We start from the raw sequence: 18,975 nt of genomic DNA on the forward strand, positions 1-18,975 counted from the left end.
GCGCGCCCCTCCTTCTTCTTGGCAAAAATACTCCGGAGAGCGCGAGAGGCAGAGCCTCTCGCCGCGCCGCAAGGCGCGCGCTCCCTCAGAAATCCTCGACCGCCAGAACGCCGCCGAGGGATTTCACCGCGCCCTTGATCTCGGGCGTCACCGGGAACTCCTCCTGCAGGTCGATCACCGTGTCGCCGGGCAGGCCGCAGGAGCCGGGCAGCAGGATCTGGACCGGGCCGCGGGCCGCCTTCGGGAGCTGCCCGGCGGCGCGGGTGAGGATCGAGGCGACGTGCTGGATCGCCGGGGCCTGGTCGAGGAAGATGCGCAGGCCCATGGAGCCCGCATCGGCGACGGCGACGTCCACCGGGGCGACGGCGCGGCCGAGAAGTTTCAGCTGGTCGCTTTCGAGCGTCGCCTCGCAGGTGATGACGACCTTCATGCCGGTCTCGAGATGTTCGCGGGATTTCTCCAGCGTCTCGGAAAAGAGCGTGACCTCGTAGGCCCCCGTGGGGTCCGACAGCGCGACGAAGGCGAAGCGGTTGCCGCGGGCGGATTTCCTCTCCTGCCGGGCCGCCACCACCCCCGCCATCTTGGCGAGGAAGGGCTGGGCCTCCGCTTTCCGCTGCACCTCGTCGAGCGTCATCACCTGACGGCGCTTGAGCGGCGCCATGTAATCGTCGAGCGGGTGGCCGGAGAGGTAGAAGCCGACCGCCTTGAATTCCTCGGACAGCCGCTCGGCCGGCAGCCAGTCGTTCACCGGTGGCAGGCGCGGCTCGGGCAGATCGTCGCCCGCATCGCCGAAGAGCGACACCTGATTGCTGTTCTTCTGCTCGTGCACCGCGGCGGAATAGGCGACCAGCGCATCGAGGCTGTCGAAGACCCGGCGGCGGTTGCGGTCGAGCTGGTCGAAGGCCCCGGCGCGGGCCATCATCTCGAGCGGGCGCTTGCCGACGCGCTTGAGGTCCACGCGGCGGGCGAAATCGTAGAGCGTCGCGAAGGGCTGATCGCCCCTGCCCTCGACCACCAGCCGCATCGCGTCGAGGCCGACGTTCTTGAGCGCGCCGAGGGCGTAGACCAGTTCTCCGTTCACCACGTCGAAGGTCTCGATCGAGCGGTTCACGCAAGGCGCGACCCAGGGCAGTTCGAGGCCTTTCTTCACCTCCTCGAAATAGATCGCGAGCTTGTCGGTGAGGTGGATGTCGCAGTTCATGACGCCGGCCATGAATTCCACGGGGTGGTTCGCCTTGAGCCACGCGGTCTGGTAGCTGACCACGGCATAGGCGGCGGCGTGGGACTTGTTGAAGCCGTAATTCGCGAACTTGTCGAGCAGGTGCCAGACCTCGACCGCCTTGTCCTGATCGACGCCGTTGGCCTTGGCGCCCTCGATGAACTTGGGGCGTTCGGCGTCCATCGCCTCCTGGATCTTCTTGCCCATCGCGCGGCGCAGAAGGTCGGCGCCGCCGAGGCTGTAGCCCGCCATCTCCTGCGCGATCTGCATCACCTGTTCCTGATAGACGATGATGCCCTGCGTCTCGTCGAGGATGTGGTCGATGGAGGGATGGATGCCCGCGCGCTCGCGCTTGCCGTTCTTGACGTCGCAATAGACCGGGATGTTCTCCATCGGGCCCGGGCGGTAGAGCGCCACCAGCGCGACGATGTCCTCGATGCAGGTGGGCTTCATGCGCTTCAGCGCATCCATCATGCCCGAACTTTCCACCTGGAACACCGCGACGGTCTTGGCCTTCGCGTAGAGCTCGTAGGTGACCTCGTCGTCGAGGGGGATCTGGCCGATGTCGTTCTCGGCGCCGTCGAAGGGCTCGTAGATCGTCTGCCCGTCCGCCGAGACGTGCAGGTCGCGCCCCGACTTGTGGATCAGGTCGATGGCGTTCTGGATGACGGTGAGCGTCTTGAGGCCGAGGAAGTCGAACTTCACGAGACCCGCCTGCTCGACCCACTTCATGTTGAACTGGGTCGCCGGCATGTCCGAGCGCGGATCCTGGTAGAGCGGCACGAGGTGGTCGAGCGGCCGGTCGCCGATCACCACGCCCGCGGCGTGGGTCGAGGCGTTCCGGAGCAGCCCCTCGACCTGCTGTCCGTAGGTCAGGAGGCGGTTGACCACCTCCTCCTTGCGGGCCTCTTCGGCGAGGCGCGGCTCGTCCTTCAGCGCCTTCTCGATCGAGACCGGTTTCACGCCCTCGACCGGGATCATCTTGGACAGGCGGTCCACATGCATGAACGGCATCTGCAGCACGCGGCCGACGTCGCGCACCGCGGCCTTGGAGAGGAGCGCACCGAAGGTGATGATCTGACCGACCTTATCGCGGCCGTACTTCTCCTGGACGTAGCGGATGACCTCCTCGCGGCGGTCCATGCAGAAGTCGATGTCGAAGTCCGGCATCGAGACCCGCTCGGGGTTCAGGAACCGCTCGAAGAGCAGCGAGTAGCGCAGGGGATCGAGGTCGGTGATCGTCAGCGCGTAGGCGACGAGGCTGCCCGCGCCCGAGCCGCGGCCCGGACCGACGGGAATGTCGTGCTCCTTCGCCCACTTGATGAAGTCGGCGACGATCAGGAAGTAGCCCGGAAAGCCCATCCCCTCGATGATGCCGAGCTCGAAATCGAGGCGTTTCTGGTACTCCTCGACCGGCACGGCATGGGGGATCACGGCGAGGCGGTTCTTCAGGCCCTCGTTCGCCTGGCGGCGCAGCTCGTCCACCTCGTCGTCGGCGAAGCGCGGCAGGATCGGGTCGCGCTTGTAGACCTTGAAGGCGCAGCGCTGCGCGATCTCGACGGTGTTCTCGACGGCCTCGGGCAGGTCGGCGAAGAGCGTCACCATCTCCTGCGGCGACTTGAAGTAGTGCTGCGGGGTCAGGCGGCGGCGCTCGTCCTGCTGGTCCACATAGGCGCCGTCGGCGATGCAGAGGAGCGCGTCGTGCGCCTCGTACATCTCGGTCTTGGGGAAGTGCACGTCGTTGGTGGCGACGAGCGGCAGGCCCATCTCGTAGGCCATCTCGACGAAGCCGCGCTCGGTCTGCACTTCCTTCTCGGGCGCGCCGCCCTCGCCGGGGTGGCGCTGCAGCTCGACATAGAGGCGGTCGTGGAAGGCGGCGTGGAGGCGCACGAGCAGCGCCTCGGCGGCGCCGCGGCTGCCCTGCCGCAGGAGCATGCCCACGGGGCCGTCGGCGCCGCCGGTCAGGCAGATGATGTCCTCGGAATGGGCCTCGAGCTCGCCCAGCGTGATGTGCCCCTTCTCGCCGTCGCCGCGCAGGTAGAGGCACGAGTTGAGCTTCATCAGGTGCTCGTAGCCGCGCTCGGACTGGGCGAGGAGAACGACGGGGGCGGGATCGCGGGGGCGCTCGCCCTGCTGCGGATCGACGTAGCGCAGGTCCATCTGGCAGCCGACGATGGGCTGGATGCCCGCGCCCGCCGCGCCCACCGAGAATTCGAGCGCGGCGAAGAGGTTGTTGGTGTCGGTGACGGCGACTGCCGGCATGCCCATCGACTCGCAGAGGCCGGGCAGCTTCTTCAGCCGCACGGCGCCTTCGAGAAGGGAATATTCGGTATGGACGCGGAGATGGATGAATCGGGGGGCGCTGCTCATGCACCCACGATATGTGGTATGGTTGCGCCGCGAAAGAGCCTTCGGGGGCGTGCAACAGCGGCCGCCGGTGGCGTACCGGCGGGTTGCGTTGTCAGGCTGCCTTGCGGCGCCGCGCGATCCCGGCCGTCAGCCCGAACGCGCCGAGCAGCATGAGCCCGGTGGCCGGAAGCGGCACCGCGCTCACCATGACCGCGGCGCCGTCGATCGTGAAGGCGTCGTTGGTCTTGCTGTTGGCGAGCAGGATCTGGGCCGAACTCATCGGCTTGTCGAAGACGATCTCCCACAACTGGCGGTTATTATTGGTGCCCTTGGAGAAGGTCGTCGCCTCTCCGTCATTCACAGAAACCGCCAGCGACGCACCGGCATCGGCCGCGTCGCGGATCGCGAAGACGACACTCGTGAACTTCTTGTTGCCGGGCAGGACGACATCCCAGACCATGCCGAGCGTGTCGTTGGAGTTCAGCGCCTTGCCTCCCTTCGTCGACGTGATGTTGCCCTGGCCGTTGATCGCCCGCTCGTCCTGCAGCGCGATGGAATTGCACGACCGGGTCCCGGCCGAACTGAACCTGGCGCAGGTGCTGCCGCTGCCGACACCCGATCCGTGCGTGCGGAATGTACCGACGGAGGTGCCGATGGATCCGGCGATCTCGCCGTAGGACTTCGATGCGCTTCGGCTTCCGGGCGTGCCGCCCGCGAAGGTGTAGTTCAGGGTGGAGGGATCGTCGAAATTCTCGAAAGCGGCGGCCTTCGCCGTCTTGGCCTGGTGCTTTTCGAAAGAGAACGACTCGTGGGTGATGGAGGCTGCCGATGCGGACGTCGCCATGGCGACGGCAATTATGGCGCCACAGAAAAGGCTCTTCATGGTCTACACTCATAAAAGGTCGGTCACTGACAACCACTCGTAAAACATAAACTTTTCGCAACTCACGAGAGGCTGGGGATCTTGAACCCGAGACGAAATGTGGCCCTCGCAGGGCCATATTCAACCCTTTTGGGTCTCAATTGTGGCATAATTAAGGCGAGACATCGCCGCAGCAGCGGACAACTTGCCGGATCGGCGGTGCTCGTCATGGTAGCACGGACGCGTCGCCGGCGGAGGTTCGGTGTAGCGTCGATCCTTCTTACAGTCGACAATGGACTGGATGCTGGCGGAGCTCACGCCGAACAAGAGGTCCGGAGAGGGGCAGAGGTTTTGCAGGCCCGCACCCGTCCAGCACCGTCGGCACATGCACCCTGGTTAAGTGGCATGCCTGCGCCGCGAAAGGTTTGGACGCTTAAGTTGCGCCCACCGGTTTCGGACCGGCGGGCGCGATGAGTCAGGCAGCCTTGCGACGCCGCGCGATCCCGGCCGACAGGCCGAGGGCGCCGAGCAGCATGAGCCCCCCGGCAGGAAGCGGAACGGCACTTACAGAGGGTGTCGCCGCGCTCGACATGACCGCTGCGCCATCGAGCGAAAACGAGTCGTTGGTCTTGCTGTGGGTGATCAGGATCCGGGCCGCACTCATCGGCTTGTCGAACACGATTTCCCACAATTGGCGGTCGTCGCTGGCGGCCTTGGAGAACCATTTCCCCTTCTCGCCATCCACCGAGACCGTCAGGCCCGCGCCAGCATCCGCCGCATCGCGAAGTGCGAAGATCACGCTCGTGAACAAGGCTTTGCCGGGCAGGAACACGTCCCACGTGAAGCCGAGCGTGTCGTTGGAGTTCAGCGCTTGGCCACCCGAAGACGTGATGCCGCCCTGGCCGTTGATGTCGCTGCCGTCCTGAAGCGCAATGGAGCTGCAGGTCATCGATCCGGGAGCCCTGAACCTGCGGCAGCTGTTGCCGCTGCCGACCCCGTCGCCATACGTGCTGAATGTCCCGACGGACGTGCCGATGGGTCCGGAGAGCTCCCCGTAGGTCCTGGCCTCCCCGTTTCCCCTGTAAGCACCGCCAGCGTAGCTGTAGCTCAGGCTGGAGGGGTCGTCGAAATCCTCGATCGCTGCGGCCTTGGCAGTCTTGGATTGATACGTTTCGTAGGAAAATTCTTGGTAGGATATCGAGGCGGCCGATGCCGACGTCGCAAGGGCGACGGCAATTGTGGCGCCCGAAATAAGGCTTTTCATGTACTCACTCTCGACTGTTGGTAACTGCGAACCACCCGTAACTGGACTTGTTCCGTCGAATAAGTGGGGCTCGGCACATTCGTCACCGCCGGGAACAAGGCTTTTCGGATCCCGGGCGAGGCCCGCATTGGGGCATAACTGTGTCACAATAATGGCTTAGTGACCTCAGGTCATCGGCGGAACGTCTGCGCAAAACCCCGCGTTACGATTGTGTAAGATCAGGCTTGCAGAGGATTTGGGTCATGGGACGGCTTGTCGGATTGGTGGTGCTCGTCATCGTCGTGCTGGTGGTTCTGGTTTGGCTTGGCTTCATCCAGCTCTCGCCGGAAGGCGAGGAGGCCCTCGAGAACACGCAGGAGAATGTCGGCCAGGCGGTCGAGAACACCGGCGAGGCGCTCCAGGGCGACGCCGCGACGGAGTGACCATTGCCTGCACGGCAGGCACAGCGCGCGTCGCCAGGGCGGCGTGCGCCGATTTTTTCCTTGCATCGACGCGGCACCGGCTTCTAGCCTCCGGTCTCGAACAACGACCGGCCCGCCGCCTTCTACGCCGCATCGAGGGCGCGCGACCCCACGGGCGATCGGTAACGCGGCGGGTTTCATCATGGACATCGACTTTCTTCTGAACGGAGAGAGTGTCACGCTGCGGGGCGTCTCGCCGACCGGGACGCTGCTCGACTGGCTGCGCGGCAGCCGGGGGCTCACCGGCACGAAGGAGGGCTGCAACGAGGGCGATTGCGGCGCCTGCTCGGTCATCGTCACGGACGAGAGCGGCGCCAAGGCGCTGAACGCCTGCATCCTGTTCCTGCCGCAGCTTCACGGCAAGGCCGTGCGCACGGTCGAGGGGATCGCCGGGCCGGAGGGCGCGCTGCATCCGGTGCAGGAGGCGATGATCGCGCGGCACGGCAGCCAGTGCGGCTTCTGCACGCCCGGATTCATCACCACCATGGCCGCGGCGCATTTGAACGGCGAGCGGAGCCACGACGACGCGCTTGCGGGCAATCTCTGCCGCTGCACCGGCTACGCGCCCATCGTGCGTGCCGCCGAGGATGCGGCCGAGGTGCCGGTGCCGGACTGGATGCGGGACGCCGCCCCCGGGGCGGCGGCGCTGGCGGAGGCGCCCGAGGGCCTGGACGATCTGCTGAAGCTTTATGCCGAGCGGCCCGAGGCGACCCTGGTTGCCGGTGCGACCGATGTGGGGCTCTGGGTCACCAAGGATCTGCGGGAGCTCGAGGAGCTGATCTTCCTGGGTCGCTGCCGCGACCTGCAAGAGATCGAGGTCGGCGCGGACGACATCCGGATCGGCGCGGGCGTGACCATGGACCGGGTCTACCGGGCGATGCGCGAGCATCACCCCTCCTACGCCGAGATGATCCGGCGCTACGGCGGCGGGCAGGTGCGCGCGGCGGCGACGATCGGCGGCAACATCGCCAACGGCTCGCCCATCGGGGACAACCCGCCGGCGCTGATCGCGCTCGGCGCGACGCTGCATCTTGCCCATGCCGGCGGACGGCGCGAGATGCCGATCGAGGAGTTCTTCCTCGATTACGGCAAGCAGGACCGCGCTCCGGGCGAGATCGTCGAGGCGGTGACCCTGCCGCGCTCCGCGCCGCGGATGAAGGTCTGGAAGCTCTCGAAGCGCTTCGACCAGGACATCTCGGCGGTGTGCGGTGCCTTCGACATCGAGGTCACCGAGGGCCGCGTGAGCGCGGCGCGGATCGCCTTCGGCGGCATGGCGGCGATTCCGAAGCGGGCACGCGCCGTCGAGACGGCGCTGATCGGCCAGCGCTGGGACGAGAGTGCCGCTGCGTCGGTGCAGGACGTCTGGGAGGAGGACTTCCAGCCGATGACCGACATGCGCGCCTCGGCCGGGTACCGGCTCGCGGCGGCGCGCAACATGCTGTCGCGCTATCTTCTGGAAGATCTCGGCGCCGAGACCCACGTGCTGGAGGTGAGCCCATGAGCGTCGCGAAGCCCCTGCCCCACGACGCCGCGCGCCTGCACGTGACCGGCGCCGCGCGCTATGTCGACGACATCCCCGCCCCGGCGAACTGCGTGCACCTCGCCTTCGGGCTCTCCCCGATTGCCTCGGGGCGGATCACCTCGCTCGACCTCGGCCCGGTGCGGCAATCCGAGGGCGTGGTCGCAGTGCTGGAAGCGTCCGACCTGCCCTTTGCCAACGACGTCTCGCCTTCGATCCATGACGAGCCGCTGCTGTCCGAGGGAGACGTGCATTATCTCGGCCAGCCCCTGTTTCTCGTCGTCGCGACATCGCATCTCGCGGCGCGCAAGGCGGCGCGGAAGGCGGTGGTCGAGACGGAGAAGCGCGACGCGCTCCTCACCATCGACGAAGCGCTTGCCGCCGAGTCGCGCTTCGAGGACGGGCCGCGGATCTGGGAGAAGGGCGATGCGGGCGAGGCGATCGACGGCGCCCTGCACGTGATCGAGGGCAGCATCGAGATCGGCGGGCAGGAGCATTTCTACCTCGAGGGTCAGGCCGCGCTTGCGCTGCCGCAGGACGACGGCGAGATGGTGGTGCATTCCTCGACCCAGCACCCGACCGAGATCCAGCACAAGGTCGCCGACGCGCTCGGCCTGCCGATGCATTCGGTGCGCGTGGAGACGCGGCGCATGGGTGGCGGTTTCGGCGGCAAGGAGAGCCAGGGCAACGCGCTCGCGGTCGCCTGCGCGGTGGCGGCGCAGGTGACGGGGCGGCCCTGCCGGATGCGCTACGACCGCGACGACGACATGACGATCACCGGCAAGCGGCACGATTTCCGGATCGACTACCGCGCGGGCTTCGACGCGGACGGCCGCATCCTCGGGGTCGAGTTCGAGCAATTCGCCCGCTGCGGCTGGGCGCAGGACCTGTCGATCCCGGTCGCCGACCGGGCGATGCTGCACGCCGACAATGCCTATCACCTGCCGACCGCGCGGATCGAGAGCCACCGGCTCAAGACCAACACCCAGAGCGCGACGGCCTTCCGCGGGTTCGGCGGCCCGCAGGGGATGGTCGGAATGGAGCGGGTGATGGATCACGCCGCGCACGTGCTCGGGCTCGACCCGCTCGAGCTGCGGCGGCGGAACTACTACGCGGAGATGGACGCGCCGGGGGGCTGTCCGCCCCCCGCGCCCCCCGAGAGTATTTCCGCCAAGAAGAAGCCGGAGCCCGACCTTCCGGGGGATAGCACGATCGACGTGGCCTCGCGCGGGGCCGTGGGCACCGTGCCCGAGGACGGCCCGCCCGCGGTCCCGCAGGGCGTGCAGACGACGCCCTACGGCATGGCGGTCGAGGATTTCATCCTGCACGGGATGACGGACCGGCTCGCCTCGGAGTGCGATTATGCCGGGCGGCGCGCGGCGGTGCGGGAGTGGAACGCCGAGAACGCGGTCCTGAAGAAGGGCATCGCGCTGACGCCGGTGAAGTTCGGGATCTCGTTCACGCTCTCGCATCTCAACCAGGCGGGCGCGCTGGTGCATGTCTACCAGGACGGCTCGGTGCGGATGAACCACGGCGGCACCGAGATGGGACAGGGCCTGTTCCAGAAGGTGGCGCAGGTGGCGGCGAGCCGGTTCGGCATCGACATGGGTGCGGTCAAGATCACCGCGACCGATACCGCCAAGGTGCCGAACACCTCGGCCACGGCGGCCTCCTCGGGCTCGGATCTCAACGGCATGGCGGTGAAGGCCGCCTGCGACACGATCCGGGACCGGATGGCCGAGTTCCTCGGCGAGCGGCACCAGGCGGAGCCGGCCTCGGTGCGCTTCGAGGAGGGCCGCGTGCATGTGGGTACGGAGAGCTACAGCTTCGCCGAGGCGGCGAATCTCGCCTACGAGGGCCGGGTGTCGCTGTCGGCGACGGGCTATTACCGCACGCCGAAGCTCGAATGGGACCGGCTGCGCGGCCAGGGACGCCCGTTCTTCTACTTCGCCTACGGCGCGGCCTGTTCGGAGGTCGTGGCCGACACGCTGACCGGCGAGTACCGGATCCTGCGCACGGACATCCTGCACGACGCCGGCGCCTCGCTGAACCCGGCGATCGACATCGGGCAGATCGAGGGCGGCTTCGTGCAGGGCGCGGGCTGGCTGACCACCGAGGAGCTCGTCTGGGACGGCGAGGGCCGGCTGCGCACCCATGCGCCGTCGACCTACAAGATCCCCGCCTGCGCCGACCGGCCGCGCGTCTTCAACGTCGCGCTCTGGGACGGGCAGAACCGCGAGGACACGATCTACCGCTCGAAGGCCGTGGGCGAGCCGCCCTTCATGCTGGGGATCTCGGCCTTCCTCGCGCTCTCGGATGCGGTGGCGTCCTGCGGGCCGGGATACCCCGCGCTCGACGCGCCGGCGACGCCCGAGCGGGTGCTTGCGGCGATGGAGCGGGTGCGCGATGGGGTTTGACCTCGCCGCGCTTCGCGATGCGGTGGCGCGGCACGGCCGCGTCGCCCGCATCGTGGTTGCGGAGGTGCACGGCTCGGCACCTCGGGAGGTCGGCGCTGCGATGCTCGTCTGGGCGGGCGGGCAATCGGGCACGATCGGCGGCGGGGCGCTGGAATACGAGGCGGCGCGCGAGGCGTTCGCGCGGCGCGGGCTGACGCGGCATCCGCTCGGGCCCTCTCTCGGCCAATGCTGCGGCGGCGCGGTGACGCTGCTGACGGAAGTCTGGGACGCGGGCGCGGTGGCGGCGCTCGCGGGACCAGTGATCGCCCGGGGGCAAGGCGCGGAGCCTCTGGCCGTGCGTCGGCTGAAGGACGCGGCACGGGCGCGGGGCGCGCGGATCGCCCCTCAGCTCGTGGGCGCGTGGTTCGTCGAACACGTCGAGGAGGCGTCCGTGCCGCTCTGGATCTGGGGCGCGGGGCATGTGGGTAGGGCGCTCGTGTCGGTCTTCTCCCCCCTGCCCGACTTCGCGATCACCTGGATCGACACGGCGCCCGACAGGTTCCCGGAGGAAGTGCCAGAGGGCGTTCGGGTCCTGCCCGCCCCAGATCCCGCGCGCGCCGTGGGGCTCGCACCGGGCGAGGCCTGGCACCTCGTTCTGACCTACAGCCACGAGATCGACCTTGTGCTCTGCCACGGGCTTCTGGCGCGCGGCTTCGGCTTTGCGGGCCTCATCGGGTCCGATACGAAGTGGGCGCGCTTCCGCAGCCGCCTGTCGGCGCTGGGTCACAGTGACGCTGAAATTGCGCGCATCTGCTGCCCTATCGGGCAGAAATCGCTCGGCAAGCACCCGCAGGCCATTGCGCTCGGGGTCGCCACCGATCTACTCGCGAGGAAAAACGACAGGGACAGCGATCAGTGGACGAGCCACTCCTCAGCCTCCGGGGCCTGACCAAGGCCTATCCCGGCGTCGTCGCCAACAGCGACGTCTCGTTCGACATCGGTCAGGGCGAGATCCATGCGCTGCTCGGGGAGAACGGCGCCGGCAAGTCGACGCTCGTGAAGATGATCTACGGGCTGGTGAGGCCCGATGCGGGGACGATGAGCCTGAACGGCGGGGCCTTTGCCCCGGGCGAGCCGTCCGAGGCGCGCCGGGCGGGCGTCGCGATGGTGTTCCAGCATTTCTCGCTCTTCGATGCGCTGTCCGTGGCCGAGAACGTCGCCCTCGGCATGGAAACTCCGCCGAAAAGCCGCGAGCTCGCGCAGCGCATCCGCGACGTGTCGGAGGAATACGGGCTGCCGCTCGATCCCTTCCGCACAGTCGGCACGCTCAGCGCCGGCGAGCGCCAGCGGGTCGAGATCGTGCGCTGCCTGCTGCAGGAGCCGCGGCTGCTGATCATGGACGAGCCGACATCGGTGCTGACGCCGCAGGAGGTCGAGATCCTGTTCTCGACGCTGCGGCAGCTGAAGGCCGAGGGCCGCTCGATCCTCTACATCTCCCACAAGCTGGGCGAGATCCGGTCGCTCTGCGACACCGCGACGATCCTGCGGCGGGGCGAGGTCGTGGCGACCTGCACGCCGTCCGAGACCTCCTCGCGCGAGCTTGCCGAGATGATGGTGGGCGCGAGCTTTGCCGCCCCCGAGGCGCGGGCCCACGCGCCGGGCGAGATGGCGCTCGAGGTGACGGGGCTGAGCCTGCCCGCGCCCGGCGCCTTCGGCACGCCGCTGCGGGAGGTGTCGTTCGAGCTGCGCCGCGGCGAGGTCCTCGGCATCGGCGGGGTCGCGGGCAACGGACAGGACGAGCTTCTCGCGGCGCTCTCCGGCGAGCGGCTGTCGCCGCGGGGAACGGTGGCGCTGAAGGGCGCGGATGTCAGCCGCGACGGGCCGATCGCGCGCCGGGAAGGCGGGCTCCTCTCGGCTCCCGAGGAACGGCTCGGCCATGCCGCGGCGCCGAACATGAGCCTCGTCGAGAATGGCGTACTGACCGCGTCGCGGCGCGAGGGGCTCGTCTCGAACGGCTTTCTCGACTGGTCCCGCGCGCGGGACTTCGCAGGCCGCGTGATCGAGCGCTTCGACGTCCGCACGCCGGGCTCGCATGTGCCGGCACGCGCGCTCTCGGGCGGGAACCTGCAGAAATTCGTGATCGGGCGCGAGATCCTGCAGCGGCCCGAGGTGCTGGTCGTCAACCAGCCCACCTGGGGCGTCGATGCCGCTGCCGCCGCGGCGATCCGTCAGGCGCTGCTCGACCTCGCGGCGGACGGCGCGGCGATCCTCGTGATCAGCCAGGACCTCGACGAGCTGATGGAGATTTCGGACCGGTTCGCGGCACTCAACGAGGGGCGGCTCTCGCCCGCCCGGCCCGTGGCGGAGCTGTCGCTGGAGAAGATCGGCCTGATGATGGGCGGCGCGCACGACATGGAGGTGGCCCATGTCCATGGTTGACCGCGTCCCTGCTTCTTCTTGGCAAAAATACTCATATCCCGCCCTCTCCGCCACACCGACGCCCGGAGGGATGCGCCGATGATCACCCTCGAGAAACGCCCGCAGCCGTCGCGGACCTGGACCTTCCTTGCCCCCGTCGCGGCGGTGCTGCTGACCATGATCGTGGGCGGCGCGATGTTCGCGCTGCTCGGCACCGATCCGGTGGCGGCGATCCGGACGATCTTCTGGGATCCGCTCTTCAACCCGCAATTCGCGTCCTATTCGCGGCCGCAGCTTCTGGTGAAGGCGGGGCCGCTGATCCTGATCGCGATCGGGCTGTCGCTCGGGTTTCGCGCGGGCGTCTGGAACATCGGCGCCGAGGGCCAGTACATCATGGGCGCGATCTGCGGCGCGGGCGCGGGGCTGATGTTCTACCCCTCGGAAAGCGTGCTGATCTTTCCTTTGATGATCCTCGCGGGGGCCTTGGGCGGCTGGGCCTGGGCGATGATCCCGGCCTTCTTCAAGACGCGCTTCGGCACCAACGAGATCCTCGTGTCGCTGATGCTGGTCTATGTCGCCGAGTCGATCCTCGCCTCGGTCTCCTCGGGCCTTCTGCGCAACCCCGAAGGCCGCGGCTTTCCGGGCAGCCGCAACTTCCAGCAATGGGACGCGGGCGCGAACCGCGACCTCGTCGCGGGCACGGGCATGCACTGGGGTGTCGTCGCGGCCTTCATCGCGGTGATCCTCGCCTACGTGCTGCTGACGCGGCACATTCAGGGCTTCAACATCCGCCTTTCGGGCGAGGCGCCGCGGGCGGCGCGGTTCTCGGGCGTGAACCCGGCGCGGGTGGTGATCTTCTGCCTCGGCACGGCGGGGGCGCTGGCCGGGCTCGCGGGGCTCTTCGAGGTCTCGGGGCCGGCGGGTCAGATCAGCATCGACTTCAACTCGGGCTACGGCTTCACGGCGATCATCGTCGCCTTCCTCGGGCGGCTGCACCCGGTGGGCATCCTGCTCGCGGGGCTTCTGATGGCGCTCACCTATATCGGCGGGGAGCTCGCGCAGCTGATGCTGAGCGTGCCCGGCGCGTCGATCCAGCTCTTCCAGGGGATGCTGCTGTTCTTCCTGCTCGGCGTCGACGTCTTCACCAATTATCGCCTGCGCATCGGCAAGAGAGAGGCCGCGTGATGGATTTCGGATCGATCAGCCTCGTCCTGCTCGTCGCCTCGGTCATGGTCTCGGCGACGCCCATCCTGCTCGCCGCGATCGGCGAGATGGTGGTCGAGCGGTCGGGCGTTCTGAACCTCGGGGTCGAGGGCATGATGATCACCGGCGCGGTGGTGGGCTTTGCGGTCGGCGTGAACACCGGCAGCGCTTGGCCAGGCTTTGCCGCGGCCGCGCTCGCCTCGGCGGTCCTGTCGCTCACCTTCGGGGTGCTGACGCAGCTCTTCCTGTCGAACCAGGTGGCGACGGGTCTCGGGCTCACGCTCTTCGGGCTCGGGCTTTCGGCGCTGATCGGCAAGCCCTACGAGGGGATGAAGTCCCCGACCCTGCCGAAGCTCGACCTCGGGCCGCTCTCGGACATCCCGGTGCTCGGGCGCATGGTCTTCAGCCACGACCTGATGGTCTACCTCTCGCTCGCGCTCGTCGCGGCCGTCTGGGCGTTCCTCAAGTTCACGCGGGCGGGCCTGATCCTGCGGGCCGCCGGAGAGAACCACGATGCCGCGCACGCGCTCGGCTACAAGGTCGTGCGGATCCGGCTCGCCGCCATCGCCTTCGGCGGGGCCTGCGCGGGCCTTGGCGGCGCATATCTGAGCCTCGTGCGGGTGCCGCAATGGACGGAAGGAATGACGGCGGGGGCGGGCTGGATCGCGCTCGCCATCGTGGTCTTCGCATCGTGGCGGCCCTGGTGGGTGCTGGTCGGAGCCTATCTCTTCGGGGGCGTTACGGTGCTGCAGCTGAACCTGCAGGCGGCGGGCGCGCAGGTACCGGTCGCGATCCTGTCGGCCTCGCCCTACCTCGTCACGATCCTCGTTCTCGTCGTCATCTCGGCGCGCGGCGTGCACGGCGCGCCCGCCTCGCTCGGCCGGCCGTTCCACGCCAGCCAGTGACCGAGTGGACGCGGTGGCTGCCGCTGGATTACCCATATGCGTTGAAATCGTTGCGATTCCGGCGGGTGTCATCCACGTCGGTCTTGCCAACCGCGCCTCGTCGCGACGATGATCCGCTCCGAAATACACAGGACGACAGGGGAGACCTTTCATGAACCGCAGAACCCTACTGGCGAGCGCCGCGATCGCGCTGGCCGCACCCGCCGCCATGGCCCAGGACGAGCCCGTCAAGGCGGGCTTCATCTATGTCGGGCCGATCGGCGACGGCGGCTGGACCTACGAGCACGACAAGGCGCGGCTCGCCGTCGAGGAGCATTTCGGCGACCAGGTCGAGACGGTCTATCAGGAGAGCGTGCCCGAGGGTGCGGACGCCCAGCGCGCGATCACGCAGATGGCGCTGTCGGGGGCGGACATCATCTTCACGACGTCCTTCGGCTTCATGGACCCGACGGTGGAGGTCGCCTCGAAATTCCCGGACGTGATGTTCGAGCACGCCACCGGCTACAAGACGGCCGACAACCTCTCGACCTACTCGGCGCGCTTCTACGAGGGCCGCGCGATCCAGGGGCATATCGCCGGGTCGATGACCGAGACCAACAAGATCGGCTACATCGCGTCCTTCCCGATCCCCGAGGTTATCCGCGGCATCAACTCGGCCTATCTGCACGCCAAGGAGGTGAACCCCGACGTCGAGTTCAACATCGTCTGGGCCTATACCTGGTTCGATCCGGCCAAGGAGGCCGACGCCGCCCGCGCTCTGATCGAGAACGGCAACGACGTGATCCTGCAGCACACCGACTCGACCGCGCCACAGGCGGCCGCGCAGGAGGCGGGCGACGTGATCACCTTCGGGCAGGCCTCGGACATGTCGGAATACGCGCCGTCGCCGCGGGTGTCGTCGATCATCGACAACTGGGCGCCCTATTACATCGACCGCGTGCAGGCGGTGATCGACGGCAGCTGGGAGAGCCAGCAGGTGTGGCACGGCATCGGCGAGGGCATGGTCGAGATCGGCGAGATCTCGGACGCGGTGCCGGAAGAGGTGCGGACCTCGGCGCTCGAACTGAAGGAGCGTCTGGCCTCCGGCGAGTACCACCCGTTCACCGGACCGATCAACCGTCAGGACGGCTCGGCATGGCTGGCCGAGGGCGAGGTCGCGGATGACGAGACCCTGCTCGGCATGGATTTCTACGTCGAGGGACTGACGGGCGAGATCCCGAACTGATCTCTGGCTGGGGGCGGCGTGCCGCCCCGCCATGCGCGTCTTTTGGGGTCGCGGGCAACCTGCCCGCGGCCTCTTTTCGTCACTGGATGCGCCGGCTTCCATCCTCCAGCGATCCGTAGAGGTTGCAGCCGAGCGTCAGGCGCAGAGCCGCCACGAGATCCTGCGCAGTCTCGGCAGTCTCGTAGCGCCCGCCGGTGCCGTCGGCGAGGCAGCGGGCCACCGACACGATGCCGTCGTCGCTGCCCGCGGAGAGGTTGAAATGGTCGCCGCGCACCTTGAAGCCGATGACGTGCACGGTGAAGTCGGCGCCGCTCCGGGCGAATTCCTCGGCCAGCGCGCAGGGCGTGCCGCCGCAGGTCTCCTTGCCGTCGGTGACGAGGACGACGGCGCCCGGCCGGTGGCGCCAGTCGAGCACCTCGGCCGCCTGCCGCACGGCTTCGGTCAGCGGCGTCGCGCCCGAGGGCCAGAGCGATTCGACCTCGCCGATGATGGGCTCGGCACTGTCCCAGGCGGGCGAGAAGCGCAGATTGACGTTGTCGCAGGCCGACCGTTCGCCCGGCCCGTAGATGATCAGGCCGAGCCGGCGGCTTTCCGCGATGCCCGGCACCGCCTTGCGGATCGCCTCGCGCGCCTCGAAGATGCGCGGCGCGCCGAGCCTGTTGAAGCCGATTTCGGACATCGATCCCGACCCGTCGAAGACGATCATCGCATCGTCCGTGCACATCTCGGACGCGCCGCCCGGACCCGCGAGAACCAGCGCGGCCGCGAGACCGGCGACCCAGCGCCGTGCCATTCCATTTGTCATGCAATGCCTCCTGCATCGAGGGGGCGCGGCAGTAACCGTGCCGGCGCCCTGGGAACGGCAGGGACACGCGCCGTTCGCGCAAAGACGTAGCCCACGGTGAGCTTAAGGCGCGTTAATGACGCGGCCCCGCTCGCCCCGGAGCGCCCCGCGCCTAGCTTGCAGGCAGCGATTCACGGGTAAGGAGGAGAAAAGATGCAGAAGCTGCAGACCCAGGGCGTGCACCACATCACGCTGACCGGCGCCGACCGGCAGACCTCGATCGATTTCTGGGAGGGGGTGCTGGGCATGCCCTTCATCTTCGACCAACCCAATCTCGACAATCCGGACGAGGGGCATCTCTATTTCGATCCGGGCGACGGGCGGCTCATCACCATATTCACAAACGAGAATCGCAAGGCGCAGCACGACCGGACGCCGACCGATCCGGGCTGCGTGCATCACATCGCCTTCAACACCAGCCGGGCGGTCTGGATGCAGGCGGTGGAGCGGCTCGACGCGCGGGGGATCCGCCATTCGGGTCCCAAGGACCGGGGTTTCATGGATTCGATCTACTTCAAGGATCCGCTCGGCCTGCTGATCGAGCTGGCCACCTACAAGTTCGAACCGCCGGTCGGATGCACTCACGCGGATGTGATGATCGAGGCGCACCGGACCCGGGTGGCGAACGGCGATCACCACATCGCGGAGGTGCATCTGGCGGACGCGATCGAACGGCTGGTGCAGCGGCGGCAGATGACGCTCTCGGAGGACCGGGGCCCGAAGGATCCCTACCGCTGAGCGCTGGGGTGTCGAATGGGTCGTCTGAGCGAAGGGCCTAGGCGCGGCCGCCCTCGGAGGAGAGCGAGACCGCCTCGACCCCCATCGACGAGAGCGCGGCGCGCCATTTCTGGGCGTCGGGGATGGTGAAGACGAGATCCTCGGTGGCGTCGCAGGCGAGCCATCCGTTGTCCGCGAATTCCTGCTCGAGCTGACCCGGCCCCCAGCCCGCATAGCCGAGGCACATGAGCCGTTTCGAGGGCCCCTGCCCGCGGCCGATCTCCTCGAGGATGTCGAGCGTCGCGGTCATGTGGAAGCGCTCGTCCACCTCGAGCGTGGTGACGACCGAGGAATAGTCGGGCGAATGCAGCACGAATCCGCGGCCGGTCTCGACCGGACCGCCGAACCGGACCATTTCCTCGTGGAGGTCGTCCTCGGCCTCGATCGAAAGCTGGTCGAGCAGCATGGCCATGTCGATCTCGGACGTGGGCTTGTTCACGATGAGGCCCATCGCGCCCTCGTCGGAATGCGCGCAGACGAAGATGACCGCGTTCGAAAAGCGATGATCACCCATTCCGGGCATCGCGATCAGAAGCTTCCCGGTGAGATCCGTGACGGACTCATCGCGGGTCTTGTCGGGCTCCGGGGGCATGGTCATGAACTCAACATGGCTTTTGTCCCCGGTGCGTGCAAGGCCGCTCCGGCAGCGTGACCGGCGCGCCTCGCGTCACATCCCTTCTCTGGAACGTGACTTTCCATTCGAGGGGAATCCGGACATGTGTCCTTGCATGAAAAGACTTGCAGCGCTTGCCCTCGCCGCCACCCTCCTGCCCTTCACCGCAGTTGCCGAGCAGCTCTCGGACGTGGTGTCGGCGACCTTGCGTCCTGGCTGGCGCCAGGCGGACGGCACCCATGTCGCCGCGCTGCAGTTGCGGCTCGCACCGGGGTGGAAGACCTACTGGCGTGCGCCGGGGGATGCGGGCATCCCGCCGGAGTTCGACTGGTCGGGCTCGTCCAACATGGACGCCCTGTCGGTCACGTGGCCGGCGCCGCATGTCTTCCACCGCTCCGGCCTGCGCTCGGTCGGCTATTCGGACGAGGTTGTCCTTCCCCTCGTCGTCACGGCGCGGGGCGGCGGCGACGTCCGGCTCGGCGGCGAGGTGCGGATCGGCGTCTGCGAGGACATCTGCCTGCCCGCGACGCTGCGGGTGGACGGCGTGCTGCCCGCGAGCGCGACCAAACCCGACCCGGTGATCGCCGCGGCGCTCGCGCAGCGCCCCTTCACCGAGGGCGAGGCCGGGGTCGGCGCTGTGCGCTGTTCCATCAGCGCGGGCGCGGGGTCCGGCATGGGTCTGCGCGCGGAGATCGAGATGCCACGCCTCGGCTCCGGCGAGGAGATCGCGATCGAGACCGGAAATCCAGCGATCTGGGTCGACGATCCCGAGGCCTCCCGCATCGGCGACCGGCTCGTCGCGGAGACCCGGCTCGAACACGTGGACGGAAGCGCCTTCGCGCTCGACCGCTCGGCGGTGAGGTTCACGGTGATGGCGGACGGTCAGGCCGTGGACATCCGCGGCTGCACCGGCTGAGGCA

At 68.1% G+C, this 18,975-nt stretch carries 15 protein-coding genes; 10 read left to right on the top strand and 5 right to left on the bottom strand.

Annotated elements, in window-relative coordinates:
• Positions 1-85 precede the first annotated feature (85 nt).
• The 3 genes from dnaE to OCH239_RS09780 all read right to left on the bottom strand — a co-directional run bounded on the left by dnaE (position 86) and on the right by OCH239_RS09780 (position 5,694).
• Entirely contained in the window at positions 86-3,589 is a 3,504-nt protein-coding gene (gene dnaE / locus OCH239_RS09770; RefSeq protein WP_037261720.1) for a DNA polymerase III subunit alpha, read from the bottom strand.
• Between the two features lie 91 nt (positions 3,590-3,680).
• Positions 3,681-4,451 carry a VPLPA-CTERM sorting domain-containing protein gene (locus tag OCH239_RS09775; RefSeq protein ID WP_037261723.1) on the bottom strand — a complete coding sequence of 257 codons (771 nt, stop codon included), beginning with the start codon at positions 4,449-4,451 and terminating at the stop codon, positions 3,681-3,683.
• Positions 4,452-4,905: 454 nt separating this feature from the next.
• Complete coding sequence (locus tag OCH239_RS09780) at positions 4,906-5,694, bottom strand: hypothetical protein (protein WP_037261726.1); 789 nt, start codon at positions 5,692-5,694, stop codon at positions 4,906-4,908.
• 242 nt (positions 5,695-5,936) lie between these two features.
• On the opposite strand from OCH239_RS09780, the gene OCH239_RS09785 reads away from it, so the two are divergent.
• The 8 genes from OCH239_RS09785 to OCH239_RS09820 all read left to right on the top strand — a co-directional run bounded on the left by OCH239_RS09785 (position 5,937) and on the right by OCH239_RS09820 (position 15,821).
• Entirely contained in the window at positions 5,937-6,116 is a 180-nt protein-coding gene (locus OCH239_RS09785; RefSeq protein WP_037261728.1) for a hypothetical protein, read from the top strand.
• Between the two features lie 181 nt (positions 6,117-6,297).
• Entirely contained in the window at positions 6,298-7,656 is a 1,359-nt protein-coding gene (locus OCH239_RS09790; RefSeq protein ID WP_037261729.1) for a xanthine dehydrogenase small subunit, read from the top strand.
• Complete coding sequence (xdhB, locus tag OCH239_RS09795) at positions 7,653-10,091, top strand: xanthine dehydrogenase molybdopterin binding subunit (protein WP_037261731.1); 2,439 nt, start codon at positions 7,653-7,655, stop codon at positions 10,089-10,091. The genes OCH239_RS09790 and xdhB overlap by 4 nt, the downstream gene beginning before the upstream one ends.
• The gene (gene xdhC / locus OCH239_RS09800) at positions 10,081-11,019 is read left to right on the top strand and encodes a xanthine dehydrogenase accessory protein XdhC (RefSeq protein ID WP_037261733.1); all 939 of its coding nucleotides are present in this window, start codon (positions 10,081-10,083) and stop codon (positions 11,017-11,019) included. The genes xdhB and xdhC overlap by 11 nt, the downstream gene beginning before the upstream one ends.
• On the top strand, positions 10,986-12,509 hold the full coding sequence (locus tag OCH239_RS09805) for an ABC transporter ATP-binding protein (RefSeq protein WP_037261735.1): 1,524 nt from the start codon (positions 10,986-10,988) through the stop codon (positions 12,507-12,509). Before xdhC ends, OCH239_RS09805 begins: the two co-directional genes overlap by 34 nt.
• Before the next feature lie 78 nt (positions 12,510-12,587).
• Complete coding sequence (locus OCH239_RS09810) at positions 12,588-13,673, top strand: ABC transporter permease (RefSeq protein ID WP_037261737.1); 1,086 nt, start codon at positions 12,588-12,590, stop codon at positions 13,671-13,673.
• Positions 13,673-14,596, top strand: coding sequence for an ABC transporter permease (locus tag OCH239_RS09815; RefSeq protein WP_037261741.1), 924 nt, complete (start codon positions 13,673-13,675; stop codon positions 14,594-14,596). The genes OCH239_RS09810 and OCH239_RS09815 overlap by 1 nt, the downstream gene beginning before the upstream one ends.
• Before the next feature lie 151 nt (positions 14,597-14,747).
• Positions 14,748-15,821 (top strand): BMP family ABC transporter substrate-binding protein, encoded by a 1,074-nt coding sequence (locus OCH239_RS09820; RefSeq protein WP_037261743.1) that lies wholly within the window; start codon positions 14,748-14,750, stop codon positions 15,819-15,821.
• Between the two features lie 79 nt (positions 15,822-15,900).
• Here OCH239_RS09820 and OCH239_RS09825 read toward each other — a convergent pair whose 3' ends face one another.
• Positions 15,901-16,626 carry a vWA domain-containing protein gene (locus OCH239_RS09825; RefSeq protein ID WP_244430334.1) on the bottom strand — a complete coding sequence of 242 codons (726 nt, stop codon included), beginning with the start codon at positions 16,624-16,626 and terminating at the stop codon, positions 15,901-15,903.
• Between the two features lie 192 nt (positions 16,627-16,818).
• On the opposite strand from OCH239_RS09825, the gene OCH239_RS09830 reads away from it, so the two are divergent.
• Complete coding sequence (locus tag OCH239_RS09830) at positions 16,819-17,403, top strand: VOC family protein (RefSeq protein WP_037261745.1); 585 nt, start codon at positions 16,819-16,821, stop codon at positions 17,401-17,403.
• 37 nt (positions 17,404-17,440) lie between these two features.
• On the opposite strand, the gene OCH239_RS09835 is transcribed toward OCH239_RS09830, so the two are convergent.
• The gene (locus tag OCH239_RS09835) at positions 17,441-18,040 is read right to left on the bottom strand and encodes a YqgE/AlgH family protein (protein WP_244430335.1); all 600 of its coding nucleotides are present in this window, start codon (positions 18,038-18,040) and stop codon (positions 17,441-17,443) included.
• A 130-nt stretch (positions 18,041-18,170) separates the two neighbouring features.
• Between OCH239_RS09835 and OCH239_RS09840 the strand changes: the two genes are divergently transcribed.
• Positions 18,171-18,971 (top strand): protein-disulfide reductase DsbD domain-containing protein, encoded by an 801-nt coding sequence (locus OCH239_RS09840; RefSeq protein ID WP_037261748.1) that lies wholly within the window; start codon positions 18,171-18,173, stop codon positions 18,969-18,971.
• Positions 18,972-18,975: the final 4 nt, after the last annotated feature.

It is taken from the genome of Roseivivax halodurans JCM 10272 (assembly GCF_000521785.1).
Taxonomy (GTDB): domain Bacteria; phylum Pseudomonadota; class Alphaproteobacteria; order Rhodobacterales; family Rhodobacteraceae; genus Roseivivax; species Roseivivax halodurans.